This window comes from Methylomonas fluvii (genome assembly GCF_014850975.1).
Taxonomy (GTDB): domain Bacteria; phylum Pseudomonadota; class Gammaproteobacteria; order Methylococcales; family Methylomonadaceae; genus Methylomonas; species Methylomonas fluvii.
Map to the genome: position 1 here is coordinate 1,186,092 of NZ_JACXST010000003.1, position 25,199 is coordinate 1,211,290.

The 25,199-nt window shown below is 51.7% G+C and carries 26 protein-coding genes; 7 read left to right on the forward strand and 19 right to left on the reverse strand.

Annotated elements, in window-relative coordinates; genetic code table 11:
* Positions 1-4: 4 nt before the first annotated feature.
* The 3 genes from ribD to EBB_RS23050 all read right to left on the reverse strand — a co-directional run bounded on the left by ribD (position 5) and on the right by EBB_RS23050 (position 5,000).
* Positions 5-1,096, reverse strand: coding sequence for a bifunctional diaminohydroxyphosphoribosylaminopyrimidine deaminase/5-amino-6-(5-phosphoribosylamino)uracil reductase RibD (gene ribD / locus EBB_RS23040; RefSeq protein WP_192395997.1), 1,092 nt, complete (start codon positions 1,094-1,096; stop codon positions 5-7).
* A complete protein-coding gene (gene nrdR, locus EBB_RS23045; protein WP_064037024.1) occupies positions 1,086-1,544 on the reverse strand; it encodes a transcriptional regulator NrdR in 459 nt (152 codons plus the stop codon). The genes ribD and nrdR overlap by 11 nt, the downstream gene beginning before the upstream one ends.
* An 84-nt stretch (positions 1,545-1,628) precedes the next feature.
* Entirely contained in the window at positions 1,629-5,000 is a 3,372-nt protein-coding gene (locus tag EBB_RS23050) for a mechanosensitive ion channel domain-containing protein (protein ID WP_192395998.1), read from the reverse strand.
* Between the two features lie 45 nt (positions 5,001-5,045).
* Between EBB_RS23050 and EBB_RS23055 the strand changes: the two genes are divergently transcribed.
* Positions 5,046-5,705, forward strand: coding sequence for a class II aldolase/adducin family protein (locus EBB_RS23055; protein WP_192395999.1), 660 nt, complete (start codon positions 5,046-5,048; stop codon positions 5,703-5,705).
* A 43-nt stretch (positions 5,706-5,748) separates the two neighbouring features.
* Positions 5,749-6,003, forward strand: coding sequence for a glutaredoxin 3 (gene grxC / locus EBB_RS23060; RefSeq protein WP_033158647.1), 255 nt, complete (start codon positions 5,749-5,751; stop codon positions 6,001-6,003).
* A 140-nt stretch (positions 6,004-6,143) separates the two neighbouring features.
* Here the strand turns inward: grxC and EBB_RS23065 are convergent, their stop codons facing one another.
* The 14 genes from EBB_RS23065 to smpB form a co-directional block, all read right to left on the reverse strand.
* On the reverse strand, positions 6,144-6,722 hold the full coding sequence (locus EBB_RS23065) for a PilZ domain-containing protein (protein WP_192396000.1): 579 nt from the start codon (positions 6,720-6,722) through the stop codon (positions 6,144-6,146).
* Positions 6,723-6,808: 86 nt separating this feature from the next.
* A complete protein-coding gene (locus EBB_RS23070; RefSeq protein ID WP_192396001.1) occupies positions 6,809-7,999 on the reverse strand; it encodes an O-succinylhomoserine sulfhydrylase in 1,191 nt (396 codons plus the stop codon).
* Positions 8,000-8,010: 11 nt separating this feature from the next.
* Positions 8,011-9,522 carry an amidophosphoribosyltransferase gene (purF, locus tag EBB_RS23075; RefSeq protein WP_192396002.1) on the reverse strand — a complete coding sequence of 504 codons (1,512 nt, stop codon included), beginning with the start codon at positions 9,520-9,522 and terminating at the stop codon, positions 8,011-8,013.
* Between the two features lie 12 nt (positions 9,523-9,534).
* Positions 9,535-10,053 carry a CvpA family protein gene (locus tag EBB_RS23080; protein ID WP_192396003.1) on the reverse strand — a complete coding sequence of 173 codons (519 nt, stop codon included), beginning with the start codon at positions 10,051-10,053 and terminating at the stop codon, positions 9,535-9,537.
* A gap of 42 nt (positions 10,054-10,095) precedes the next feature.
* On the reverse strand, positions 10,096-10,938 hold the full coding sequence (locus EBB_RS23085) for an SPOR domain-containing protein (RefSeq protein ID WP_192396004.1): 843 nt from the start codon (positions 10,936-10,938) through the stop codon (positions 10,096-10,098).
* Between the two features lie 11 nt (positions 10,939-10,949).
* Positions 10,950-12,215: a bifunctional tetrahydrofolate synthase/dihydrofolate synthase gene (gene folC / locus EBB_RS23090; protein WP_192396005.1), complete on the reverse strand. Its 1,266-nt coding sequence runs from the start codon at positions 12,213-12,215 to the stop codon at positions 10,950-10,952.
* A gap of 11 nt (positions 12,216-12,226) precedes the next feature.
* Positions 12,227-13,168 carry an acetyl-CoA carboxylase, carboxyltransferase subunit beta gene (gene accD / locus EBB_RS23095; RefSeq protein WP_192396006.1) on the reverse strand — a complete coding sequence of 314 codons (942 nt, stop codon included), beginning with the start codon at positions 13,166-13,168 and terminating at the stop codon, positions 12,227-12,229.
* Between the two features lie 24 nt (positions 13,169-13,192).
* Positions 13,193-13,996, reverse strand: a complete 804-nt coding sequence (trpA, locus tag EBB_RS23100) for a tryptophan synthase subunit alpha (protein ID WP_192396007.1) — start codon at positions 13,994-13,996, stop codon at positions 13,193-13,195.
* The gene (gene trpB, locus EBB_RS23105; protein WP_192396008.1) at positions 13,993-15,195 is read right to left on the reverse strand and encodes a tryptophan synthase subunit beta; all 1,203 of its coding nucleotides are present in this window, start codon (positions 15,193-15,195) and stop codon (positions 13,993-13,995) included. The genes trpA and trpB overlap by 4 nt, the downstream gene beginning before the upstream one ends.
* A 5-nt stretch (positions 15,196-15,200) precedes the next feature.
* Complete coding sequence (locus EBB_RS23110; RefSeq protein ID WP_192396009.1) at positions 15,201-15,821, reverse strand: phosphoribosylanthranilate isomerase; 621 nt, start codon at positions 15,819-15,821, stop codon at positions 15,201-15,203.
* Positions 15,822-15,940: 119 nt separating this feature from the next.
* Complete coding sequence (locus EBB_RS23115; RefSeq protein WP_192396010.1) at positions 15,941-16,702, reverse strand: DUF2231 domain-containing protein; 762 nt, start codon at positions 16,700-16,702, stop codon at positions 15,941-15,943.
* Positions 16,703-16,754: 52 nt separating this feature from the next.
* Complete coding sequence (locus EBB_RS23120) at positions 16,755-17,780, reverse strand: FAD:protein FMN transferase (RefSeq protein ID WP_192396011.1); 1,026 nt, start codon at positions 17,778-17,780, stop codon at positions 16,755-16,757.
* Positions 17,781-17,795: 15 nt separating this feature from the next.
* Positions 17,796-18,362 carry a hydrolase gene (locus EBB_RS23125; protein ID WP_192396012.1) on the reverse strand — a complete coding sequence of 189 codons (567 nt, stop codon included), beginning with the start codon at positions 18,360-18,362 and terminating at the stop codon, positions 17,796-17,798.
* A gap of 5 nt (positions 18,363-18,367) precedes the next feature.
* Entirely contained in the window at positions 18,368-18,853 is a 486-nt protein-coding gene (smpB, locus tag EBB_RS23130; RefSeq protein ID WP_020481594.1) for an SsrA-binding protein SmpB, read from the reverse strand.
* 100 nt (positions 18,854-18,953) lie between these two features.
* On the opposite strand from smpB, the gene EBB_RS23135 reads away from it, so the two are divergent.
* From EBB_RS23135 to EBB_RS23155, 5 genes are all read left to right on the forward strand, one after another.
* The gene (locus EBB_RS23135) at positions 18,954-20,312 is read left to right on the forward strand and encodes a sodium-dependent transporter (protein WP_192396013.1); all 1,359 of its coding nucleotides are present in this window, start codon (positions 18,954-18,956) and stop codon (positions 20,310-20,312) included.
* Entirely contained in the window at positions 20,313-20,750 is a 438-nt protein-coding gene (locus EBB_RS23140; protein WP_020481596.1) for a type II toxin-antitoxin system RatA family toxin, read from the forward strand. It abuts the gene before it with no gap.
* A 4-nt stretch (positions 20,751-20,754) separates the two neighbouring features.
* Complete coding sequence (locus EBB_RS23145; protein ID WP_223146921.1) at positions 20,755-21,021, forward strand: RnfH family protein; 267 nt, start codon at positions 20,755-20,757, stop codon at positions 21,019-21,021.
* A gap of 173 nt (positions 21,022-21,194) precedes the next feature.
* Positions 21,195-21,950, forward strand: a complete 756-nt coding sequence (locus EBB_RS23150; protein WP_192396015.1) for an N-acetylmuramoyl-L-alanine amidase — start codon at positions 21,195-21,197, stop codon at positions 21,948-21,950.
* A gap of 43 nt (positions 21,951-21,993) precedes the next feature.
* A complete protein-coding gene (locus EBB_RS23155; RefSeq protein ID WP_192396016.1) occupies positions 21,994-22,593 on the forward strand; it encodes a hypothetical protein in 600 nt (199 codons plus the stop codon).
* Between the two features lie 558 nt (positions 22,594-23,151).
* On the opposite strand, the gene EBB_RS23160 is transcribed toward EBB_RS23155, so the two are convergent.
* Together EBB_RS23160 and EBB_RS23165 are read right to left on the reverse strand one after the other, a co-directional pair.
* Positions 23,152-23,343, reverse strand: a complete 192-nt coding sequence (locus tag EBB_RS23160) for a hypothetical protein (RefSeq protein WP_192396017.1) — start codon at positions 23,341-23,343, stop codon at positions 23,152-23,154.
* Positions 23,344-23,488: 145 nt separating this feature from the next.
* Positions 23,489-25,195: an AAA family ATPase gene (locus EBB_RS23165; RefSeq protein WP_192396018.1), complete on the reverse strand. Its 1,707-nt coding sequence runs from the start codon at positions 25,193-25,195 to the stop codon at positions 23,489-23,491.
* Positions 25,196-25,199 lie beyond the last annotated feature (4 nt).

The following is a 25,199-nucleotide window of genomic DNA, read 5'->3' on the forward strand; positions in this document are numbered from 1 at the left end:
CGTTTCAATCGGTGTTTGCTTGATAACGTAATCTCAAATCCGGTCCAATTTGCCGGGCTTCGAGCAGGCGCAGGCTTTTTTTATCTTGCATGGTCAGCATGCCCGACAGACTGAACAGGCCGCGCGCTTGATCCCCCAACACACAGGGCGCCATATAAATCAACCATTCATCGACCAGTCCATTATCGAGCAGCGCACCGTTCAGCGTGGCCCCGGCCTCCACCCAAACCGTGTTGATTTGTAACTCGGCGAGCAACTTAAAAACCTGCGCCAAGTCTGCACGCCCATTCCGCGCCTCGACTCGAAAGACTTTGCAGCCCACGTCGCGTAATTTCTGCTGTTTTAGCGCGTCGTCGCTACAGGTCATAATCCAAACTTCTACTGCATTTTCTAACAGCCTGGCGGATAAAGGCATACGTAATTGCGAATCCAGCACCACTTTGACCGGCTGCTCCGCATCGAAATCCACACGTGCAGTCAATTGCGGATCATCGTACAACACCGTGTCGATGCCGGTGACAATGGCGCTGCTGGCTGCCCGCCAAATCTGGACGTCTTGCCTGGCGTGGGCGGACGTAATCCATTGACTCTCGCCGGAGGCCAGCGCGGTGCGGCCGTCCAGGCTCATGGCCAGCTTGCTGCGTATCCAGGGCAAACCCTGCCGCATACGTTTAAAAAAGCCTTGGTTTAGCTTTTCCGCTTCCTGCTGCAAGACGCCGACCAGTACCTCGATGCCGGCTTCGCGGAGTTTTTGCAAACCGCGGCCAGCCACCAGGGGATTGGGATCCTGCATCGCCACGACGACTCGACGGATGCCGACAGCGATTAATGCCTCGCTGCAAGGGCCGGTTTTACCGTGATGGCTGCAAGGCTCAAGCGTCACATAAGCTGTCGCACCTAGTGCGTTGTCTGTTTTGGCCAGCGCATCGACTTCGGCATGGGCAAAACCCGCGCGTTGTGTCCAACCCTCGGCAATCACCTTGTCGTCCTTGACCAACACACAGCCCACATGCGGGTTGGGGTCGGTTGTGTATTTACCGTTCTCCGCCAATTTGACGGCACGCGCCATATAGGCCGCGTCTTGGCTAGGCGTCATGCTTTTGCAGATTTTCGATCATCGCGGTGAATTCGGAGACATCCTGGAAGCTGCGATACACCGAGGCGAAGCGCACGAAAGCGACATGATCGAGTGTTTGCAATTCTTGCATCACCAGTTCACCCAATTCGCGAGCCGGAATCTCGCGCTCGCCTTTTGCCGTCAGGGCTTTTTTAATGCGGCTAAGCGCGGCCTCGACGGCGTCTACTTGTACCGGGCGTTTTTCCAGGGCGCGCTGCATGCCGGCCCGTAGCTTGGCTTCGTCGAAACTCTGCCGGGCGCCGTTGCGTTTGATGATACGCGGCAAGGTCAATTCAACCACTTCAAAGGTAGTAAACCGCTCTTTGCAGGCCACGCATTCGCGGCGGCGTTTGACTTGATCGCCGTCGTCGGCCAAGCGGGTATCGATTACCCGAGTATCTTGTGCTGAGCAAAACGGACAACGCATAGTTAAAGAGCCAAATCGAGGTTCAAAGGGCGGCCATTTTATTACAGAATGGCTTTATATTGAAATCGGCTAATAAACCTCGCCTCATTCGTTCAATATCCCTTTCGCGACAGAGCGGATATGCACGTCGCGTTGTGGAAAAGGTATCTCGATATGGTGGGCCAACAAGGCTTCGTATATTTTCGTGTGCAGGCGATGGGTAACCACCGTCCTATCGCTGAGTTCGCGGACGAATACGTTAATTTTGAACTGCAGGGCGCTATCACCAAAACCAATAAAGATTACCATCGGTTCCGGATCGCTCAGCACTTGCTCTACGCTTTTTACCGCATCCGCCAGAATTTCCTCCACCATCGCCACGCTGGTGCCGTAGGCCACGCTGACCGGCACCACCACCCGGGTGACGGTATCCGATAATGTCCAGTTGATCAATTGATCAGTAATAAAGGTTTTATTCGGCACTACCAACTCTTTTCTATCCCAATCGACAATATGCGTCGCCCGCATTTGTATTTTGCTAACCCGGCCCGTGACATCGCCGACAGTCACGGTGTCTCCGACCCGAATCGGTCGTTCGAACAGCAAAATAATACCCGATACCATGTTCGCGAAAATCTCCTGCAAACCAAAACCTAAACCTACTGACAGCGCAGCTACCAGCCACTGCACTTGCGACCAGCTACCGCCAAGCTCGTTGGCAATCGCCAGAAAGGCCACGGTAATCAGTGAATAGCGCACCAATTGAATCAGCGCGTAACGGCTACCGGCGGTCATAGCGAACTTGCCGGCGGTTATCAAATCGACCAGAGCCGGAAAGTTACTGGCAAATATAAAAGCCAGTCCGCTATACACTAAACAAATCAATAGATTGATCAAGGTAATGGGCGCTAATATTTCCTTGCCGTCCACCATTTCACTATGCTGCCACAGCACCACCTGATCGAATACCGTCAAGGCCGGTAAAATATCGCTCCAGATCATCCAGAAACCGACCAACATGATCACCATGACCACCGTGGTCAACAACTTATGGCTTTGCTGATTAATTTTGGAAATATCCAGCAACTGCTCCTCGACAGGATACCCCCCTTCCAGATTAGCGCTGCTAACGGCGGCTTGCTCGACCTGCTTGCGTTTTTTTTCCGCATTCTTCAACGCTAGCTTGCGTTCGGTATTGCGCAACCAACGCAATACCAAGCCTTGGAACAATACGGTGAGAAAGATCAAACGCAAGCTCATTATCAACTTGCCTTGCAGTTCCAGCGCACTTTGGTAATAGCCCGTCACTCCAAAACCGATGATTACCAAGGGTACCAACACCGCAATTGCGTACCACACATAACGCAAGCGGCTAATCCAGCCTTCCGATTGCAAATACCAGTTCTTTGCCAATCCCGACTGCGGGTGCATCAGACGGTGAAACAAATAGGCCATCGTTGCCATCATCACGACCAACGCAGTTCGGCCCAATGCATAACTGTGTTCGGAGAACAGATCACTACCGGTCATTGCGATAAGAAACACGCAGGGCACCAGTATGAATCGGGCCCACTTCATTTGCGTGTACAACAACAAAATAGCGTGATCAGACCAATGGAACAGGGTATCCGCGACACCTCGCGGCCTAAACAATCGATAGAAGAACTGCACTAGGCACAATGACAAGGCCGAAGCGATTAAACCGGCGGCGAACGAATGACTGAAAAAATCGGCGCGCGCGTTCAATATCAGCACGCCACCAATCCAGGCCATCAACAAGGCCCCGTAAAGAGACATCAATAACAGATAAAGCAGACTGGAAACAATATCGCCAAAATTGTGATTGATAGCTTTTTTTGCTAACAGCACGGCGAGTTGCTGCTTGATTCGAACCCGGAAACGCCAATGGAGTATTACGATACCCAAACCCACCAATACCAGGAGCGGGAAATGGTTGATGCCATCCCAGAAAGCCGTCGCCACACCTAGCCAATTGCTCGGACTCATGAACCATAGCAATGAGGAAAAAATTTCCTGAAAATAATGTTTGTCGATAACCGGCGCACTAGGCACCCACAATAAACGCTGATCCAGATAGCCGCTAAATTTATCGGCGATACTCAACATTTGCTGCAAACTGAAATCGACATCACCCAAGAGCCGGCCGTAGTCGCTATAACCACTCGCCAGTCTTGCCACCAGGTCTTTCTGGTCGTTCAACAACATGCGTAACTCGGTACGCACCCGTAGCCTTTCCGACTCGTCCGTCTCCGCCGGCAATTGGGCAATGCGCGTCAGCAACACCTGGTTAATATCGACCAGATTTTTTTTGACCTCGTCCAACTTGAACATTTCCAGGCTGGTCAAGGCAATCTGGTTTTGAACCTCTTCACTCAAAGTGCCGTATTGTTTGCGTTGCGGCAAATTACGGCGTTGTTCGCGCAGTAAATTGCCCAAAGCAGGACTTAAGCCCGCCAGGCTGATTTTTTGCTCGGCGCTCTGAAAATCTTTCTCCAGCTGCTTATATCGAACGTCTATTTCATTTTTTTGGAGCGAGTACTGCTCCATGTTTTTATTGATTTCCTGCAAACTGCGGTTGAACTGCATGTTCTCTTTCGTGGCAGCCCGAATCAACGGATGTTTGCCCTCCGCGTCCTTCTCGGCCTGCAATAATGCTGCCTGCTCTTTATCAGTTTCCTGTTGGCGCCGCTCCAGCAAGAAATTATCGAGGTCAGCAATTAGTAAACTCTGCTGCTCCCGTTGCAGAGTCAACAGATGTACACGATCCTTGTTAGCTTGCAGTTGCAAGGGATTACTAAGATTTTCCAATTCCAGCGTTTTCAGCGTGCTGTTTAACAGACGAATCCGGCTATCCAGTTGTATCTGCCTGGCCTCTTTTTGATAAAGATTGTCGTCAGCCCTGGATGCCAAACTCTGCTGTTCCTGCTGACTGGAAGTCTGTTTGCTCTTGATTTCGGAGACTTTTTCCCGAATCCATTGCGGCCGGCTGTTCAATTCGCCCAAAGTCGCTTCGATACGGCTGATTTCGGCGTCTAAATCGCTAAGCTTGGTTTTTTCGATAAGCAGACGTTGCTCCAACTCATCCGTCGGAAAAATTACCAGCTTCTCGGACTTCCTATTTTTTAAATTGCTTTCGGCCTCAGCTATTTGCCTTGCCAATTGCTTCACTTCTATCGGTAGGCTGTTTAAAGCCTGCTTGAAGGATTCGGCTTGTGCGTCCTGTGCCTCCAATTCGTTGAGGTTATCTTCACTTTCGTGATACGCCGCCAAAATCCGGTTTTTCTGTTCTTCAGGCAGATTCTGCTTATCTTTGATGACTTGAATACGTTGCTGTATATCGGTATGCGACAGCGTTTTGTTGGCCGGGTTTTGATTTGCAGCGTGCGCAAGGTTTAAACTGATCAACAAAAACAGCAAACAAAAGGCAAAGCCGGGTCTTAAAAAATTAGGTTTCATGCGTTGGCTGGATAACAAAATAAATCTTAAAAACACATTATAAGAATGGAAAACGGATTGAGCGAACTGGAAGGTGTTATTAAATATCACCTTGATCATCAGCATGGCGAGTTCGCGGCGGACATCGATATCAGCGAACTCAACGCCTGGCGCAGCCTGTTTTATCGCTTGCGACTGATTGGGCAAATAGCCGAAAAATACGCTGGACTGGGATTTGGCAACATCAGTCGACGCCTAGCTCGCGGTGGTGGTCAGGAGTTTTTGATCTCCGGCACTCAAACCGGACATTTGCCGGTTCTTAAAAAACAACACTATGCGCTGATCGAAAGTGCATCGCCGGAACATAATGCCATCAAGTCGCAAGGCTTATCTCAACCGTCCTCGGAAGCACTCACCCACGCCAGCGTTTATCGTCAACACCCAGCGATTAGCGCCGTGATACATGTGCACTGCCCGGAGTTATGGTTGCAGACCAACCGGCTGAATCTGGCTTTTACTGCGGCAGACGTGCCCTACGGCACCCCGGAAATGGCCAACGCCGTTGCCGAGTTATTTGCCTCAGGTAGACTGAAAAAAACTGGATTATTCAGCATGCTCGGCCACGCAGACGGGATTGTGGCGTTTGGTGCAACCCTACCCGAGGCGTCCTGCTTATTAATCGAGGAACTCGCCAAGGCCGTGGCTATTGAGCAAAACCGGCCGTAGCTTTAGAATACCTTCATTCATTAGCATTTATTAATTTTTTCTCATGCCGGAAATTATCATTTACACCGCGAAGCTCTGCCCGTATTGCACCATGGCAAAAAAACTTTTTGATCGCAAAGGCGTCGGCTATACGGAAATCAATGTGGATGCCGAACCTGGACTACGTCAGCAAATGATGGAAAAAACCAAACGTCGCACGGTACCCCAAATCTATATCGGCGAGCGGCATATAGGCGGTTTTGATGATTTGCATGCACTGGATATGAGCCACGAACTGGATCCGCTACTAAACGCTTAAGCAGCATTGACATGGCTTTTTGGACTCGTTTCTGACTAAACGGCTCCAATAATAAACAGGCTTGTGATATTTGCGTAGAGTAATGCCGGGGCAAAAATGCCTAAAGTGCATGAATCAACGGCAAGCAGGCCAACCACACCTTATTTGACGATCACCAATTGCAGACCGAGGCGGGTGACCAGTTCGTTGCTCTCTACCCAAACCACTTTGCCCAAAGCGCTCAATCCCAGCTCGGTAGCCAACAGCTTAACCGGAGCGTTGACCTTAATACAGGGATGATGACCGGTTAATTTCAGGCACATACCCTGTACCGAACGATTCACACCTTCCACACTAAAGCGCTCCTTGTCGATAAACAATTCGGCTTTAAACGCTTCCAGTTTGCGGTAGCCGCACCGCTTGCGCCAGAGCTTGTGGGCGTTGTGTACGACATCCCGAAACTCCAGGCCCATCATGAGGCGGTTGCGTTCCCGTTTAACCCAAACAATGTCGACTTCACCGGCCAACATCAATTCTGCGACAAATATTTCAGCTTGCCGGTCTTCGTTCAGCAACGCTTCAAAATCCTGGATAGTGGTGAGCAAGTCGCCAGGACTGACTTCAACCATCGCGCCTTTCAGCGACACATCGTAGCAATTCAGTTGCAAGGTTTCGCCACCCACAAACAGTTGGCCTTCCGCGTTAAAGTTTTTTCGGTACTCTTTTCTATCCTGAAACATGATCGCAATCTCTCTATAACGTCGGTCAAAGATAGCTTAATTTTGGATTTACGTGGCGCGACAGCAGGCTTTACCGACCCGCACCATCAGCAATTTGTCAGTCCGTTAAGCAAATCGGCCTTGATGTCATCGATATTTTCCAAACCCACCGAAATTCTTACCAAGCTGTCTTTGATTCCCGCTTCGGCTCTGGCTTCCGGGCTCAAGCGGCCATGTGTAGTGGTCGCCGGGTGAGTGATGGTGGTTTTAACATCGCCCAAATTCGCTGTAATCGACAACATGCGTGTCGAATCAATCAGTTGCCAAGCATGATCTTTGCCACCTTGCAATTCGAAACTGACCACTGCGCCGAAATGCGTCTGCTGGCGCTTAGCCAACTCGTGCTGAGCATGGGATTGCAATCCAGGGTAATGCACCTTGGCTACGGCCGGTTGTTGCTCCAGCCATTTGGCCAGTTCAAAAGCGCTGTCGCAATGCGCTTTCATACGCAAAGCCAGCGTTTCCAGTCCCCCCAAAAACACCCAGGCATTGAACGGACTCATCGTCGCACCGCCGGTACGCAGATAGGGATACACGTATTTTTCGATCAATTCTTCGTTAGCCACCACCGCACCGCCGACGCAACGCCCTTGGCCATCGATGTATTTGGTCGTGGAATGCACCACCAAATCGGCGCCCAAAGTTAATGGCTGTTGCAAGATCGGCGTGCAGAACACGTTATCAACCACCAAGAGCGCACCATGCCGATGTGCTATATCGGCTATGGCCCGAATGTCGGCGATTTCGATTAACGGATTGGAAGGTGTTTCCAGAAACAGAAATCGGGTATTGGGCTTAATCGCCGCTTCCCAAGCCGCCGGATCGGTCAAGCTGACGAAATCGGTCTCGACGCCAAACTTGCCGAAATAATTTTGGAAAGTCAGCACTGTATTGCCGAACACACTGCGCGAACAGACCACATGGTCGCCGGCCTTCAACAGAGCCATACCCACAGCCATAATCGCCGCCATGCCCGACGCAAACGCCAGGCAGCGCTCGCCTTTTTCCAGATGCGCTAAGCGCTCCTGAAACGCGCTGACGGTTGGGTTGGTGAAACGCGAGTAGATATTGCCGGGTTGCTTGCCGGTAAAGCGCAGTGCCGCTTCCTCAGCCGATTTGAACACATAGCTGGAGGTAGCGAAAATCGGGATGCTATGTTCGTCTTCGTGAGTGCGCTTATGCCCGGTGCGGATGGCCAAGGTTTCCGGGGCGTAGTCTTGCCAATCAAATTCACTCATTTCGGGTCCTGTTACTTTGCAACCTGCATCTCTATGATAAAACTGCCGCTGTTGCGCAATTCCTGGGCATTGTCATTGCGTAAGGCTTCAATGCGCGCCAAATAAGCATCGTCAATATCGCCGGTAATGTAATCGTGGCTGAAGCACGAGGTATCGAAATGCTTGATGTCCGGATTACCTCTACCGACCGCTTCAATCAAATCGTCCAGGCTTTGATAAATCAGCTTATCCGCGCCCAAGGCCTGGCAAATTTCCTCCTCGGTACGATCATGCGCAATTAACTCATGCGCAGCCGGCATATCGATGCCATAGACATTGGGATAACGTACGGGTGGTGCCGCAGACGCAAAATACACTTTCTTGGCACCGGCATCGCGGGCCATCTGAATAATCTGCTCGGAAGTCGTGCCGCGCACGATGGAATCGTCTACCAGCAATACATTCTTGCCGTCGAATTCCAGCGAAATGGCGTTCAGCTTTTGCTTGACCGATTTTTTACGCATTTTTTGCCCGGGCATGATGAAAGTCCGGCCGATATAGCGGTTTTTCATAAAGCCTTCGCGAAACTTCACACCCAGGTCGTGGGCAATCTGGGACGCGGCGGTACGGCTGGTATCCGGAATCGGAATCACCACGTCGATGTCGTGGTTCGGCCATTCCCGCTGAATTTTTTCCGCCAGTTTTCTGCCCATCCGCATTCTGGCTTTGTACACAGAAATATTGTCGATGATCGAATCCGGCCGAGCAAAATAGACGTATTCGAAAATACACGGGCAATGATCGACCAATTCGGTACATTGCCGGGTATGCAACTGGCCGCCCGCTTCGATAAACACAGCCTCGCCCGGTTCTATGTCACGTATCAACTGAAAATCCAGCACGTCCAGCGCCACGCTTTCGGAAGCAATCATGTAATCATCAGTGCCATCCTCGGTTTTGCGTTTGCCGAACACAATGGGCCGAATGCCATGCGGGTCGCGGAAACCCAATACGCCGAAACCGGCAATCATCACGACTACCGCGTAAGCACCGCGAATACGCTTATGTACCGAGCTAACCGCTTGAAACACGTCGTCCACAGTCAATTTGAGCTTGCCGAATTGCGCTAATTCATGCGCGAATACATTCAGCAACACTTCCGAATCCGAATCGGTGTTGATGTGGCGCTGGTCATCCATGAATACCTGATATTTCAGTTCTTCGGTGTTGGTCAAATTGCCGTTGTGCGCCAGCGTCAAGCCAAACGGCGAGTTCACGTAAAAAGGCTGCGCTTCCGCCGAACTGGTACAACCGGCGGTCGGATAGCGTACATGAGCGATGCCCATATTGCCCTTCAACTTCATCATCTGCTTGCTGGAAAAGACGTCCCGCGCCAATCCGTTATCCTTGCGCAAATGCAAACGGCTACCGTCGCACGTGACGATACCGGCGGCATCCTGACCACGATGCTGAAGTACCGTCAGGGCGTCGTATAAATCCTGATTAACACTTTGATTGGAAACAATAGCGGCAATACCACACATAGCAGACCCAAGTTATCGATAATGGATGTAATCCGCCAAACCAGTCGGCATGTGGGTTTTCAACCACACCGCCAAGGCTTGGAACGGAGGAATGAGAAGGGATTGTTTCCACCAGGGATCTTCCGGCAACGGCGTTAAGCCGGCCAGCATCACCAACAAGGAAACCAGTACCGCCCCGCGGGCAATACCGAATAACATACCCAGCAGACGATCGCTACCGGTCAAGCCGGTTTTTTCGATAAGCTGACTCAGCAAAAAACTGATTAAACTACCCAAAATCAAGGTGGCGAAAAACAGCAACGCGAATGCCGCAGCGATTCTGGCCGAAGGATAGCTAATGGTGGATTGCAGCAGTACCGAAACATCCCGGCAGTACTGCGTTGCCACCCAAACCGCCACCATCCAAAGCACCAAGGCAAACGCTTCTTTAATAAATCCGCGCATTAGGCCCATTATCGCCGAAATCAAGATAATGGAAATAACGACGTAATCGACCCACAGCAACTTGGCCCAGGGTACAAAATCCAACATAGTCTAGCCGGCTAAATCAAACAAAACGACTTTGGCAAAGGGTTATTCGTCCGCCGAAACAAAACTGTTGACGTTAATTTGCGCCAACTTTGCCTTCACGGCTTGGGCCTTGGCTTTATCGACGATAGGCCCTATGCGCACTTTAAACACCGTACCTTTATCGCTGGCAACTTCTCTAACCGACGCGGCGAAACCTTGTTGCTTCAGATTATCCTGCAAACTCACGGCGTTGGGTTTTTGACTGAACGTACCCACTTGCAAATACCAGCGATTGTTGTCCTCGGCAGCGGCCGCCGGCGCTTTGCCGATCGCGTTAGGCACTGGCGCCTGAGCGGGAATTGCCGCTACCTCTGCTTTGGGTTCAGGTAATTTGTTAACCGGCTTAAGCACTTTCGGCGTTGGACTCACCGCTTGCAAAGGCTGGATGGTAGGTGCCGGCGATTTGCTTGGTTTGCTCAGGACTGCCGGCGGCACATCTTCCGCTTCAGCAGGTTCCTCATCGATTTGTGCAGCAGCCGCAGCCTGTGCAGCAGCGGGTTTGGCGGCCGGCAGGCTCCGTGGCGCCGGAGCGGTTTCTTTGGCGGTCAATTTAACTTGGGGCTTGGGCACTTCCAACTCGGCTTCCGATTCGCCTTCTTCCAGCACTTTCACCGCTTGTCTGGGTACATTCGCTGCAGGCAGAGTTTCCGCTACCTCTTCAACTTTTTCCGGCAAAGGCATGATTTCCACATCCTGAGCCTTGGCAGGCAGTTCGGGGATTTTCAGTTCATTGATACTTTTGCCGGTTTCGTCAATCGGGTCGTCGAATAACATAGGCACGAAAATCGCCGCCAACGCGGTAATCACCGCCGCACCAATCAATCGTTGCTTTAACTCTTGATCCATTCTGATCACCTCTAAGAAAATTTCGATAAATATTCGGATACTAGAAAAAAAGAACCAAAAATCAAAAGCAAGTCGTCCTGTCCGGCATTTTGCCGGGCGGCTTGAAATGCCTCGGTAAAATCGGTAAAACCGCTACGGACATTATCCAGGCCTTGTTGCTGAAAAATGGTTTCTAACATATCCGGAGTTGCAGCGCGAGGATTAGCAAGTGGCGCTAAATACCACGTGGTCACTCTGTCGCGCATCATGTTCAATACGCCGGCAATATCTTTATCCCGCATCATCGCAAAAACTGCATGTATTCTGATCTCGGGGAAGTATTCGCACAAATAGTTGATTAATGTTTGCACAGCCTGCGGGTTGTGCCCGACATCGAGCAAAATTCGCGGTGCGCCGGCAATCAACTGAAAACGCCCTGATAGCTGGGCAGTTTCCAAGCCTTGCCGAATTGCATTGTCACTGACTGCTAATATAGGCTGAAGGGTGTTTATAGCCATTATCGCCGCCGAAGCATTTCGATATTGGTGTTCGCCCTTAAACGCCGGTGCCGGCAAGCCGTTTATCTGCTTATCCGCAGAGTGCCATTCCCAGCTATCGCGCTGTTTTTGATAACTGAATTCGCTGTCCATTTGCAGCGCAATGGCTCCCACTTGCTCAGCCACCTCAACGACTGAGCGTGGCGCTTGCGCATCGCCAATAATCGCTGCGACATCGGATCTGAAAATGCCCGCTTTTTCCCGGCCAATGGCTTCTTCGGTATGACCCAGCCAATCGACATGATCGAGAGCTATCGTCGTCACAATCGCTGCATCGGGGTCAACGATATTCACCGCATCAAGTCTGCCGCCCAAACCGACTTCCAGTAACTGAATATCCAGATCCGCCTCGGCGAAAATACTCAAAGCAGCCAACGTGCCAAACTCAAAATAGCTCAAACTGGTCTCGCCGCGCGCCGCATCAATGCGGGTGAAAGCATCGCAAATCAAGGCATCCTCGACCGGTATCCCATCAATACGAATGCGTTCGTTATAACGCAAAATATGCGGCGATGTATAAGCGCCAACCCGGTAGCCCGCAGCGCGATAGATCGCTTCCAGAAACGCTACGCAAGAACCCTTGCCGTTGGTACCGGCAACGGTGATGGTTAGCGGTTTTTTTTGTTCGGGATTAAGCTGCCGATATACGCCGGCAACCCTTCCCAACCCTAAATCGATAGGCCGAGGATGTAGTTTTTCCTGCCACTCCAACCAGGCTTGCAGCGAATCAAAACGTGTCATTTCGACCGTATTTATTCCTGAGGCTGCGGATTATCGCTCTCACCCTGATTGCTTAATGGCTCGATGTTGGCAATCACTTCGACCACGTCGGCCTTGCTACTACCGGCGCACATAATAGCCAGAATACTGGATATTTTATCGCGCATCTCGCGGCGATCAACGATCATGTCTACGGCTCCGTGTTCCTGCAGAAATTCGCTACGTTGGAAACCTTCCGGCAATTTTTCCCGCACCGTCTGCTCAATCACCCGCGGGCCGGCAAACCCGATCAAAGCGTCCGGTTCCGCCACGTTAATATCACCCAACATCGCCAAACTGGCGGAAACACCGCCCATGGTGGGGTCGGTCATGAAGGAAATATACGGAATTCCGGCTTCGGCCAGTTTGGTCAAGGCCGCGCTGGTTTTGGTCATTTGAAACAGTGAGAACAAAGACTCCTGCATTCTGGCACCGCCGCTGGCAGTAAAGACGATGAACGGCACACCCAAACGCAAACTTTCGTTCACGCCGCGCACGAATCGCTCACCAACCACCGATCCCATAGAGCCGCCCATGAAACCAAAATCAAACGCCGCCGCAACGATACCGGCACCTTTTAGCGTGCCCTTCATCACCACCAACGCATCATTCTCGTTGCTTTGTTTCTGAGCCTGACTAATCCGATCTTTATAGCGTTTGCTGTCCTTAAATTTCAGAGGATCGCTCGGTTTTAGTCCAGCACCGATTTCTTGACGGTCGTCTTCATCCAAAAAGATATTCAGGCGTTTACGCGCCGAAATGCGTAAATGGTGATCGCATTTCGGGCAAACGCTTAAGTTTTTCTCCAGCTCGGCGTTAAACAAAATCGCATCGCAACGCGGACATTTATTCCACAAGCCTTCCGGCACGGTGGTTTTCTTCTGCGACGATTCGGTTCTGATGGCAGAGGGAACCAGTTTTTCAAACCAACTCATTCGGTGTAATCTCCGCTTGAAAGCTTAAACATCCATGGCTGCGCGCATGGATTTCAATAAAGTGATGATCTCATGCTTGGCTTGCTGAGGATCATCGAGATTCGCTTCTATTTTACTGATCAGTGCGCTACCCACCACGACGCCGTCGGCAATCGCGGCAATGGTTTTCGCTGTATCGGCATCTTTAACGCCGAAACCAACACCTACCGGCAGTGCAGTATTCTGGCGAATGAGTTGCAATTTTTCTTCGACATCGGCGGTATCCAGATGACCCGCACCAGTGACGCCTTTCAGAGACACGTAATACAGGTAACCGCTGCCCACCGCATCCATTTTCTGGATCCGTTCGGCATTGGTGTTCGGCGCTAATAAAAAAATTTGATCGATGCCGCGTTCGCGCAGCATGCGAACACAAGACTCGGATTCTTCAGGTGGCAAATCCACCGTCAATACACCATCAACCTCAGCGCGCTGCACGGCATTCGCAAAGTCTTCGTAACCCATGATTTCTATCGGATTTAAATAGCCCATCAATACCAACGGTGTGTCCTGATCGGTTTTGCGAAACTCCATGGCCATGCTCAACACTTTCCGCAAGCCAACATGATGAGATAAAGCCCGCTCGCTGGCACGTTGGATCACAGGCCCATCAGCCATCGGATCGGAGAAAGGCACGCCTAGCTCGATCACGTCGGCACCTGCGGCCACCATTTCATGCAGCAATGGTACGGTAAATTCCGGATAAGGATCGCCGGCTGTGATAAAAGGAATCAAGGCTTTGCGCCCGGAGGCTTTCAATTCAGCAAATTTGTTCGCTAAACGGCTCATAGACTGATGCCCTCGCGTTGCATAATGGTTTGCATGTCTTTATCGCCGCGTCCGGACAGGTTGATGATGATAATTTGATCTTTACGCATGGTGGGCGCCAGTTTCATTGCATAAGCCATCGCATGGCTGGATTCCAGAGCAGGGATAATCCCTTCCATACGGGTTAAGGCGTGGAAGCCAGCCATTGCTTCGTCGTCGGTAATATTGGGATATTGGGCTCGGCCGGTGTCTTTCAACCAGGCGTGCTCCGGACCGACGCCAGGATAATCCAGACCGGCGGAAATCGAATGGGTTTCAATAATCTCACCGTCGTCATCGGCCATCAGATAGGTACGATTACCGTGCAATACGCCGGGTCTACCGGCCGATAACGGCGCGGAATGGCGACCGGTTTCAATTCCGTCACCGGCAGCCTCGACACCATACATCTTCACGCCGGCATCGTCGATAAACGGATAGAACAAACCAATAGCGTTGGAACCACCGCCAACACAAGCGACCAAGGCGTCGGGTAATTTGCCGGCTTGATCCAGGCATTGCTGGCGCGCTTCCCGGCCTATCACGGCCTGGAAGTCACGGACCATGGCAGGATAAGGATGCGGACCAGCAACCGTACCGATAATGTAAAAAGTATTGTCGATATTGGTAACCCAGTCGCGCAAGGCTTCGTTAAGTGCGTCTTTCAGGGTTTTGGAACCTGACTCGACTGGCACCACGGTGGCGCCCAACAACTTCATGCGATAAACATTTAAGGATTGGCGGGCTACGTCAACGGCGCCCATGTATACCACACACTCCAAGCCCAAACGGGCCGCAACAGTCGCGGTGGCAACACCATGCTGACCGGCGCCGGTTTCGGCGATAATGCGGGTCTTGCCCATGCGTTTAGCTAGCAGAGCTTGACCAACGGTGTTGTTAACCTTGTGCGCACCGGTGTGATTGAGATCTTCGCGCTTCAGATAAATCTGCGCACCACCCAGATGCTGGCTCCAGCGTTCCGCATGATATAGCGGCGACGGCCGACCGACATAGTCCTTGAGATCCGCATCCAGCTCGGCAATAAACTCCGGATCCTGCGTATAGCGCTGGTAGGCTTCGTTCAGCTCGGTTATGGCCGGCATCAGCGTTTCCGCTACAAAAATACCGCCGTAAGGCCCAAAATGGCCCCGGGCATCCGGCATATCGTATCTATCTGTCATAGTTCTCAAGTCGCTTGATTAGTTATTCTTATGAAAGCAGCCATTTTCGCCGCATCCTTGATGCCTTTCCCGGCCTCAACACCGCTGCTGACATCCAGTGCATACGGTTTTACCGCTTTAATCGCTTCCCCGGCATTTTCCGGCATCAATCCGCCCGCGAGAATGATAGGCAAACTGCGGGCCTTTGGAATCAAATCCCAGTCAAAACTGCTACCACTGCCGCCTGGCACGCCCGGATGATAAGCATCCAACAGTAATCCGGCCGCATCGTGGTATTGCTGTTGCAAGCTGACGACGTCGGTATCGGGTTGCATGCGAATGGCTTTGATATACGATTTATCGTAAATCCGGCAATCCTCAGCAGGCTCATCGCCATGAAATTGCAGGCAATCCACTCTCACTTTATTCAATACTTCGCGGATCAAAGCCGGCTCGGCATCGACGAACAAGGCTACCACGTTAACAAAAGCTGGCAACGCCCTACTGATGCTTGCGGCTTGTTCAATACTGACGTTTCTTGGACTGGGCGAATAAAACACCAAACCAATCGCGTCGACGCCCAAATTGGCCGCATAAAGCGCATCTTCCACCTGGGTAAAGCCGCAAATTTTAACGCGGGTACGCATCGAAAGCCTCATAAAAAATGGCGGCGTAGGATAACACAGGTATCCGATATGTCATGTCCGCGCCAATAAAAAAAGGCTGACCCTTGTCAGCCTTCGTCCGGCGGCTCATCAGGTATGCGTTAATGCGCATGATGATGGTCGTGATGATGACCGGCAGCGCCATGCGTCGTTTCATCCTGATGACTATCTTCCGAATTCAAATCTTCGATTTCGGTTTCGTCAGACGTTGCAGGCAAATTCTGCGGCGCAACGCCCTCGTGTTCATGGGCGAGCGCTGCCGCACGATTGACCTGCTCCGCAGCTTGCACGGATACACCATGCTTATAAACCATCAACCCACCCAGATCGGCGGTGGTCGCCAGCAAGGCGGATAAAATCGTCGCCAGTAATAAATACAGCGTGTTAGCCGGTCCGACTATCAGCCCTTTGCTAAACAAACGCCACGCCGACAGCAGAGTAGCCAGACTCAATACCGAGATACCCAGATGCTCGTGATGCTCCATAATCTCGTGAACATCCCCACCATGCGCCACACTCCCTGCCGCCACCAGACCCGCCGCCACGGTAAGTGCGGCAAACACAGTGCCCAAATACAAAAACGCACCGGCTATCTGCCGCCACTCCGAGCGCTTCGCCAAGCTGCCGATCAAATCCAGGGTGAAAAACAAGGTCAACAGTGCAATCGGAAAATGCACCAGCAATGGATGAATGTTCTGAAGCGCGGCAATGCCGGGCAACACGCTATTAAAACTTTCCGACGGAGATTGCCGCACCAGCACTTCAAGGAAGGACAATAAGCTCTCCACCCCGCCGGCCACTCCTCCACCGTTGTCCCCGCCACCATGCACGGCGAACGTCAAGTGATCGTTTAGACCCCACATAAAATCTCCCCCGATTCAGTTTTGCGTGGATACTACCACGATAGAACTAAGCCTAGTTAATCGTCACTTGGGTCGACATGGTCAAGGCTCTGGTTTTGCTTTCCAAAAACTCGGTGCCTTGCTGCTGAATAAACATCACCTGCAATTTCTCGGCATCGGCAAGTTTCATCCCCTCTTCCTGCCCCAGGCATAACAAAGCGGTAGACCAGGCATCGGCGATAGTCGGATTTTCGTTAAACACGCTGACCGCCACTAAATCGTGACTAACCGGCGCGCCGCTACGGGCATCGAGGATGTGGCTGTAACGCTTACCTTTGACATCAAAATAATGCCGATACGTGCCGGAAGTCATCACCGACATTGGGCTGTCTTTCGGCAGGGTCACTACCTTATGCATTTTTTGCTCGCCCGGCAGCGGCTTTTCCACCGCAATCCGCCAAGCCTTGCCGTCCGGTTTGCTACCCAGCGCTTTCAATTCGCCGCCTATTTCCACCAAGTAGTTTTGGATACCCATAGCCTGCAGCGCATTACTGATTTTCTCTACGCTGTAACCCTGAGCTATCGACGAGACATCGACACGCAAATTCGGCAGTTTTTTTGACATATGACTATCGTCCACCAGCTGCAACTTGTCCATGCCGACATTCGCCAAAGCAGCCTGTAACGTTGCATCGTCGGGAATAGTCAAATCATCCCCCATGAAGCCCCACAGCTCGAACAAAGGTTTGATGGTCAAATCGTAACACCCCTGACTCAGAGCGCTGACGTTCTGCGCGATTTTAACCAAAGCGACAAGTTCCTCGCCGACTGGCTGAGCATCCGTCGAAGCGTTGGCATTGAACTGCTCGATTAGCGAATCAGGTCGGTAATTGGATAAGGTTTTATCCAAATCCAGGAAAACCTTTTCAACTTCAGCGGTGATCTGCGCCTCATCCAAGGCTTGCGGTGACCAATAGCTAATATGGTAAGTGGTCCCTTGCGCAAAACCGCTAAAAGTATGCAACGGCGGCAGCGGCTCCGCGCAACCTTGTATTAGCAACAGTCCCAGTATGACCGCGTTCCATCCCTTCCGTAGCATTAAACCCCCGTGACACTAGCGCAGAAGCGCTGAAATAGTTTTGAAATGACTATGCCGAGCATCCCGCAACCATTCGAACAACACGGATTCGTGACAACTCAACGTAACACCCTGCTGCTGCACGCGCTGCAAGGCGTAATCTTTATGCTGGACCTGCCGTGAACAAACCGCATCTGCCACTACATGCACTTGATAGTTTGCACTTAACAACTCAAGCGCGGTTTGCAACACGCACACATGCGCTTCCTGACCGATGATCACCACTTGCTGCCGACCAGTATCAGCCAGGGCTTGTTGGAAGCCATCCGCAGCGCAACAAGAAAAACCGGTTTTACTGAAAATACTGGCACTGCCGGGCAAACGCTCGCTAATCTCCGCTTGAGTAGGCCCTAGCCCTTGCGGATACTGTTCGGTCAACAACACCGGCACATCCAGCAGCCCGGCGGCTTGCAATAAACGCTGACCGTGCATAAGCATCTGCTGCAAGTCTGTAACGGGCATCGCCGCCGACAACCGTTGTTGAATGTCCACCACCAGCAACACGCTGTTGTCTGCGTCCAGTAAATTAGGATGCGTCGCCATCGAGATTAGCCGTGCTTCATGATGCGGGCGCGGTCGCGTTGCCAATCTTTGTCTTTGGATGCGGCGCGTTTATCGTGCAATTTTTTACCTTTCGCCAAACCGATTTTCAGCTTGGCACGGCCCTTAATCCAGTACATCGACAATGGAATCAAGGTATAACCCTTGCGCTCCACGGAACCGATTAATTTGTTCAATTCACGTCTGTGTAACAACAATTTTTTCTTGCGCACCGCATCGGGATTGACATGGGTAGAAGCCGACAGCAGCGCCGACACATGCGCACCACTCAACCAGGCCTCGCCGCGCCTGATCTCGACATAACTTTCCTTGAGCTGAATCCGACCGTCGCGCAAGCTTTTAACTTCCCAGCCTTCCAATACCAAACCGGCCTCGAAAGTCTCGTCTATGGTGTATTCGTGAGAAGCCTGACGATTCACCGCAATGGTGTTATCGGTGGCTTTGTTGTCCTTCTTGGATTTTTTGGCTGCCATTACGTAGCGAAGATTTTTTAAACTGACTGAAAACGTGAATTTTGATATTTTACTCACACACCCGTTAAATAACGACATAAAAACACAAGGGCTCTCCAACATGACCGATAAAACCCCCTCCATCCACGGCGAATGGTCCTCCCGCTTCGCCTTTATTCTGGCTGCCACCGGTTCGGCGGTCGGTTTGGGTAATATCTGGAAGTTTCCTTACATCACAGGCCAAAACGGCGGCGGCGCCTTTGTGATGGTGTATTTAATCTGCGTGGCCGCCATCGGCATACCGATCATGATTGCGGAGATTATGCTGGGCCGCCGCGGCCGGCAAAGCCCCATCAATACAATGCAATCTCTGGCTGCCGAAGCCAAAGTCGATCCGCGCTGGGGCTATTTAGGCTGGATTGGGATGATCGCCGGTTTTTTAATCCTGTCCTACTACAGCGTGATTGCCGGCTGGGCTATGGCTTACATCTTCAAAGCGTTTTTCGGTGGCTTTTTCGGTACCGACGGCGGCGAAGTTAAGCAGATATTCGACAATTTGATGGCCAGCCCTATCCAGCAAATTTTCTGGCACACCGTGTTTATGTTCATCACCATGCAAGTAGTGATGCGCGGTGTGAAAGGCGGCCTGGAAAAAGCCGTACGCTTTTTAATGCCGGCCTTATTTGTGATCCTGATCATTTTAGTCGCTTACGCGATGGCATCCGGCTATTACGCGCAAGGCATCCACTTTTTATTCAGCCCCGATTTCAGCAAAATCACCGCTGATGCGGTGCTGACCGCGATGGGCCACGCCTTCTTTACTCTGAGCCTGGGGATGGGCGCGATCATGGTCTATGGCTCTTATCTGCCAGGCCATATCTCAATTGCCAAAACCACCTTTTTCATCGCCGGCGCCGATACCGCCGTGGCCTTACTGGCCGGCATCGCCATCTTTCCCTTGGTATTTGCGAATAATCTGGAGGTAGCTGTCGGCCCCGGCTTGATATTTCAAACCCTGCCCTTGGCCTTTGGACATATGAGCGGTGGCTGGTTATTCGGCGTATTGTTTTTTGTGTTGCTGTTCTTCGCCGCTCTCACCTCCTCCATTTCCTTGATTGAACCGGCGGTGGCCTGGCTGGTAGAAAATAAAAACATTGGTAGGCAAAAAGCCTGTGTCTGGTCCGGCACTGCCTGCTGGGGCTTGGGCGTGGCCGTGGTATTTTCCTTTAATATTTGGTCCGACTTTAAAATCTTCGATAAAAACCTGTTCGAACTGCTGGACTACCTGACCGCCAACCTGATGCTACCCCTGGGCGGTTTGTGCATCGCCGTGTTTGCCGGTTGGATGATGAAACAAGCCCATGCCGAACAGGAACTGGAACTGCCTGCGCAAGGCTTTCAAGCCTGGCAATTTCTGATTAAATACGTGGCGCCGGCGGCGGTATTCATCGTCTTCCTACATGTACTCGGGGTGCTGTAAATGATCACGGTTGTACAGAAAAGCGCCCTGGTCAAGTTTTCTGCAAAGCAGATGTTCGATCTGGTAGACGACATTGAGTCATATCCCAAGTTTTTACCTTGGTGCTCCGGCAGCAAAATATTGAAGCGTGAAGGCAATATCGTTGAAGGCCAAATCGACATCGCCAAGGCTGGTTTTCATAAATCCTTCACCACGCGTAACAAGGTAGACCAGGGCGGCCGAATCCAGATCAGTTTGCTGGACGGTCCGTTTTCCTCGCTAGAAGGCTTTTGGAGTTTCATGCCGTTGCGCGAAGACGCCAGCAAAATCTCGCTGGATCTGGAGTTTGAAATCTCCGGCATGCTGGCCAATCTAGCCTTCGGCCCGGTGTTCAACCAAATCTGCAACACCATGGTCACCTCGTTCACCCAGCGAGCCAAAGCCTTATATGGCGGATGATTTGATAGCGGTGGAAGTGGCTTACGCCATGCCGGATCGGCAAGTGCTTATTCCGATCAGCTTGCCGGCGAATTCCACCGCCAAACAAGCCATAGAAGTTTCCGGCATCTTGCGGGAGTTTCTGGAAATTGATTTAAGTCAGCAGAAGGTGGGGATTTTTGGGCAGATTTGTAATTTGGACAAAAATCTCAGCGCAGAAGATCGCGTTGAGATTTACCGGCCTTTAAAGCAAAATCCGATGGATGCGCGGCGGGGGCGATTGCAGAAATAGTTTGGGTAAAATTTGATGGTTAACCCATTTAATTTAGGCAATGCCAAATGCAGATACACAGTTGAAATGAAAGGATATTTTTATTTTTTGAAACGTTTGGACATCGTTCTGACGCAATGTTTTGCGTCATTTAGGTTGTCTAATTTTAGTTAGGCGTCATTCAGGAGACAACAGTGGTTCAGATCGAGAGTGCCCGAATTCAATCAGACAGCTACGGAGCGAGAACTCAGAAAGTGGATACCTTGGTTCTCCACTACACGGCCCTGGATATCGAGTCGTCATTACGCGTGCTTCGATACCGAGGGGTGAGCGCCCACTACGTCCTTGCACCTGACGGTGTTGCCTACAAGATCCTCAACAATGATGAGGTGGCATGGCATGCTGGTGTCTCGATGTGGAGAGGAAAGAAGCTTGTAAATGGTCGATCAATTGGCGTGGAGATAGTGAACCTCGACGGAAACAAGAACGACTATCCACAGGCCCAAGTCGCCGCCTTGGTAGAACTCTGCAGGGTAATCATTTCCGAAAACCCCTCTATCACCAACGCGAACGTCGTTGGGCATTCCGATGTTGCACCTAAGCGCAAGGTTGACCCGGGTAAAAACTTTCCTTGGAAGCTGCTCGCGGATCAAGGTGTGGGACTTTGGCCGAAGCTATCATCAACAACGCAAATTGGAAGCGACTCGCAGATTCAAGCACTTCTCGAGCAGTGCGGATACGCCAAGCCGCACGGGTACGGAAAGAAGGGTGAGGCTTACGTGATGGTCGATGACCCAGCCTTTCCACCACCGGGCGTGACTGGCGTTGTAGCAGTAGGAACCAAGGACATTCTGAAGGCCTTTCAGTTGCACTACCAACCAAGTTCCGCGACTGGCACTCCCAATCTTACAACGATGCAATTGCTTGAAGGCCTTGCAGCTGCTCAATGACGCCTAACCCCTCGTTCGAGGCTGGGCTGACGGCACCACACCGATGGACATACTCACCTATCCTGTCGGCTCTTATTCCGAAAGGGCTGATCTTGTCAACCGAGTCGTTGACCTTGTGGGGGCGGAATACCGCCCAACTCATGTACTCCTCGATGGCGAAGATTATTCGAAGACAGACGGCGTACTAGAAGAATTCAAGGACATTGCCTTCTACTGGAACCGCGATCATGCTATCAATTCTGTTCCATCTCACGTCCTAGCTGTCATGAAGGACGTGGCATGCCATCACATGGTTTGGCTTTCGCGCAGAGCGCTCGAAGAAGACGAAATTCTTTTTGTCTGGATCGTTGCCCACGAACTGCGACATTTCTTCCAAGTTACACACCACTTCTCACTCGCCTCACTTCGTCAGGAGTCGCAGAATCTTCGCCGGCGCCAACAATATAGAGGTCTACCCTCCGGTCCAATGGCGCCAGCCGAACTAGACAGTGACATCTTCGCCATGAGCACATGCGAAACATTCTTCGGAAAAGCCGACATAAATTGCTATTTCGCAAGACGTCGCCTCCCACGGTGCCCCTTTACTTCGTACCCGGCCTACCTGCAAGACTTACAGCAGCTATGGAACCCCTCCACCCAATAGCGCCTGCTAACCCTGCACTCAACCAGCCTGGGCGTTGCCGAACTGAACGGAGTTCCACAAATCTATGAGGCTGAGGTCGGTCACAGCACTGATGAGTAGGGTGACACCTACTTCCTTTCGCCCGTAGACCAACACGTCCTCACGCTAGTGTTGGGGGACTGGAAAATCTGGCTGCGCAGGGAGTCAAGATTCAAGCAGAGCGAAACCGCTATCGAAACTCATCCGGCACTATCTGGCGATCGCAGGCGCCAAGACGAACTCAAAGCCGAGCTTGGCGATCTCGGCTGGCAACTGATCCAACGAATCGGTCACGCATGAAGGGTGCCTTTAGCATCGCTCCAGCCGGTGGTGAATGGCAAGGAATGCTCGTACGGTGAGAACGAAAGACGCCTAACCCTTCGCTGGAGCGGACCTCCACCGGCAAGTCACTTGGCCCGCGAGGCGCTCAGGCTTAGCATCGACCTCGCGGGCCAAGCACCACTTTATGCCAGCCTCCAGACGGTTAAGGATTGGTTTCTTTCCTAAACTTCAGGGTGTTGATAAACATGCTAACCGGAATTAATGCCGATCAATTTCCTTGGCCTGTGCCCCGTTATCTATGGCTTTGTCGATTAACATCACGCTGCCGCGTATCAACGCCGCAAATAGCAATAGGGAAAACACCAACCCCATGGGTAATACGCCCAGCAAGCCGGCCATGACCACGATGAGTATGGCGATACCGGTATTTCCTATCTTAGCGATCTTCATTTGCCCTCCCGGACCGTGTTTCGGTCGAAACGAAATCTCGCTTTCACTATATCGGCTTATTAAAAATCAACAATACACGCAAAAAGCAATTTATTGTTTTACTTAATAAAACAGTAGCAAAACTAAGTATATTGCTGTTTTCTAATTAGGCGGCTTCGTCCAACAATTCCAAGCCCCTAAACACCGAACAGCGCTTAAACACTTCCAGCTCCGGTGCCAGCTGTTTTTGCTGACAGAACTTGGCGACCAACTTGGTCAAGCCCTTGATGTCGCGACCAGTGGCACCGGGAAAGATCGCCGCCAACTCGTCGATCAATTCTTCCTTGACCGGCAAACTAAATTGCTCGGTCATCACCCGCCAGATTTTGCAACGATCAGCATGGTCCGGGGCGTGATAGCGCAGCATGGCAATGCAACGGGAAATAATGGCTTCGTCGATGTCGTCGACCCGATTGGTGGTTAAAAACAACAGACCGTTGAAATACTCCAGCACCCGCAAGAACACGCCAACCACGGCATTGGAGGCCAGATTATCCGCCCGGCTTTTGATGTAAACATCGGCTTCGTCGATCAGCATCACCGCCCCCCAACGTTGGGCGCGGATCAGGGTGTCCTTCAAGGTTTTTTCCATCTCGGCGACGTTTAAGCCCAATTGCCCGGAATGCACCCTGTACAAAGGCCGCTTGATGATTTCCGAATAGACTTCCGCCGTCAGCGTCTTACCCACGCCGGCCGGACCGGCGCACAGCACGGTGGTACCACCGGATTTACCGGCGACGATGTCGTCCATCAGCATGTCCATTTCCGCGGTCAGGATGTCGATCAGATCGGTCTGCTCCGGCGGCAAAATCAGTTTTTGCTTCAATTCCGGCTGATACACATAAGGCTGAGTATCATCGACATGCACCCAAACATGGTGATGCAATTCCAGATGGAACATCAGGATATAGCCATGCACCGGCATTTCCGTGAACATGCCCTTGGGTACATCGGCTTTGGCGGCTTCCATCGCGCTTTCGGTTTTGCTGTCGTAACGCATGCTTTTACCGGCCTTGCGCAGATAAGTGCCGAGAATGTCGCCGGACGCGTCCAGGCTCAGAGCCCGTTCGCTGAGGATATTCTCGTCATTGACCAAGCGGCAGATCCCGCCGCCGGAGGACATGACCACCGTATTTTTCCGCGTCCAGTCACTGCTGCGGTGGCTGGCAGTTGGGTCCTCGGCGTATTCGCCGGTTCCCCAACCGGAAAACTGCTCACCATAGCGCGCCCGCCAATCGAAATAGCGGCTGGAGGCTTCGTCGTAACTGGCAATTAATTCCGGGGTTTCTTTTAAGTAACCTTTGGTGGCAAAAATCTCCGGGATGGTTTTGTTAGCCAGATCCTTGCTACGAATAATCAGGCTCTCCACCATGATTTTACCCTTGGTATTGGCTTTCAATTCGATCAAGATCCGCCCGGCTTCTTCCTCACCTGGTGGCGTGTAATCCAGGCGGGTGATCAGATAGGCCAAGGTTCTGCCGGACGGCTGCACATGAAACAACCATCCACGCAGCCCGCCTTCCAATAAATAATTAGCAATGGCCGGCAACAACATTTCCAGTTGATCGACGTTGTAGCGATGGCTGTTGTCGGCCAGCGCCGCTTGCAGTGCGATCAATAGTGCTGCTTGCTGCTGCAAGGCTTCGCCTTGTTGCAAGTAAATGCCGGCCAGACTGGCTAATTCGGCCTCGCTGAGTAAATCGTAAGGCACTTGCGCCTTGGTGCCAAAACGCAATTGCTCATTGATGCTTTGCAGGCGGGGGTGATCGATAAGCAGTTGTTCGAGATGACGTTTGTCGATGGTTAATTTCATGGCA

What these genes read in the sequence shown, in the direction of transcription:
- EBB_RS23050 (WP_192395998.1), bottom strand. Translation starts at nt 5,000, where the DNA reads ATGAAACCTAATTTTTTAAGACCCGGCTTTGCCTTTTGTTTGCTGTTT.
- EBB_RS23125 (WP_192396012.1), bottom strand. Translation starts at nt 18,362, where the DNA reads ATGGCGACGCATCCTAATTTACTGGACGCAGACAACAGCGTGTTGCTG.
- accD (WP_192396006.1), bottom strand. Translation starts at nt 13,168, where the DNA reads ATGAGTTGGTTTGAAAAACTGGTTCCCTCTGCCATCAGAACCGAATCG.
- ribD (WP_192395997.1), bottom strand. Translation starts at nt 1,096, where the DNA reads ATGACGCCTAGCCAAGACGCGGCCTATATGGCGCGTGCCGTCAAATTG.
- EBB_RS23065 (WP_192396000.1), bottom strand. Translation starts at nt 6,722, where the DNA reads ATGTTTCAGGATAGAAAAGAGTACCGAAAAAACTTTAACGCGGAAGGC.
- folC (WP_192396005.1), bottom strand. Translation starts at nt 12,215, where the DNA reads ATGACACGTTTTGATTCGCTGCAAGCCTGGTTGGAGTGGCAGGAAAAA.
- EBB_RS23070 (WP_192396001.1), bottom strand. Translation starts at nt 7,999, where the DNA reads ATGAGTGAATTTGATTGGCAAGACTACGCCCCGGAAACCTTGGCCATC.
- EBB_RS23140 (WP_020481596.1), top strand. Translation starts at nt 20,313, where the DNA reads ATGATCACGGTTGTACAGAAAAGCGCCCTGGTCAAGTTTTCTGCAAAG.
- EBB_RS23135 (WP_192396013.1), top strand. Translation starts at nt 18,954, where the DNA reads ATGACCGATAAAACCCCCTCCATCCACGGCGAATGGTCCTCCCGCTTC.
- trpA (WP_192396007.1), bottom strand. Translation starts at nt 13,996, where the DNA reads ATGAGCCGTTTAGCGAACAAATTTGCTGAATTGAAAGCCTCCGGGCGC.
- EBB_RS23080 (WP_192396003.1), bottom strand. Translation starts at nt 10,053, where the DNA reads ATGTTGGATTTTGTACCCTGGGCCAAGTTGCTGTGGGTCGATTACGTC.
- EBB_RS23155 (WP_192396016.1), top strand. Translation starts at nt 21,994, where the DNA reads ATGGACATACTCACCTATCCTGTCGGCTCTTATTCCGAAAGGGCTGAT.
- EBB_RS23120 (WP_192396011.1), bottom strand. Translation starts at nt 17,780, where the DNA reads ATGCTACGGAAGGGATGGAACGCGGTCATACTGGGACTGTTGCTAATA.
- EBB_RS23160 (WP_192396017.1), bottom strand. Translation starts at nt 23,343, where the DNA reads ATGAAGATCGCTAAGATAGGAAATACCGGTATCGCCATACTCATCGTG.
- grxC (WP_033158647.1), top strand. Translation starts at nt 5,749, where the DNA reads ATGCCGGAAATTATCATTTACACCGCGAAGCTCTGCCCGTATTGCACC.
- EBB_RS23055 (WP_192395999.1), top strand. Translation starts at nt 5,046, where the DNA reads ATGGAAAACGGATTGAGCGAACTGGAAGGTGTTATTAAATATCACCTT.
- trpB (WP_192396008.1), bottom strand. Translation starts at nt 15,195, where the DNA reads ATGACAGATAGATACGATATGCCGGATGCCCGGGGCCATTTTGGGCCT.
- EBB_RS23085 (WP_192396004.1), bottom strand. Translation starts at nt 10,938, where the DNA reads ATGGATCAAGAGTTAAAGCAACGATTGATTGGTGCGGCGGTGATTACC.
- smpB (WP_020481594.1), bottom strand. Translation starts at nt 18,853, where the DNA reads ATGGCAGCCAAAAAATCCAAGAAGGACAACAAAGCCACCGATAACACC.
- EBB_RS23110 (WP_192396009.1), bottom strand. Translation starts at nt 15,821, where the DNA reads ATGCGTACCCGCGTTAAAATTTGCGGCTTTACCCAGGTGGAAGATGCG.
- EBB_RS23165 (WP_192396018.1), bottom strand. Translation starts at nt 25,195, where the DNA reads ATGAAATTAACCATCGACAAACGTCATCTCGAACAACTGCTTATCGAT.
- purF (WP_192396002.1), bottom strand. Translation starts at nt 9,522, where the DNA reads ATGTGTGGTATTGCCGCTATTGTTTCCAATCAAAGTGTTAATCAGGAT.
- nrdR (WP_064037024.1), bottom strand. Translation starts at nt 1,544, where the DNA reads ATGCGTTGTCCGTTTTGCTCAGCACAAGATACTCGGGTAATCGATACC.
- EBB_RS23115 (WP_192396010.1), bottom strand. Translation starts at nt 16,702, where the DNA reads ATGTGGGGTCTAAACGATCACTTGACGTTCGCCGTGCATGGTGGCGGG.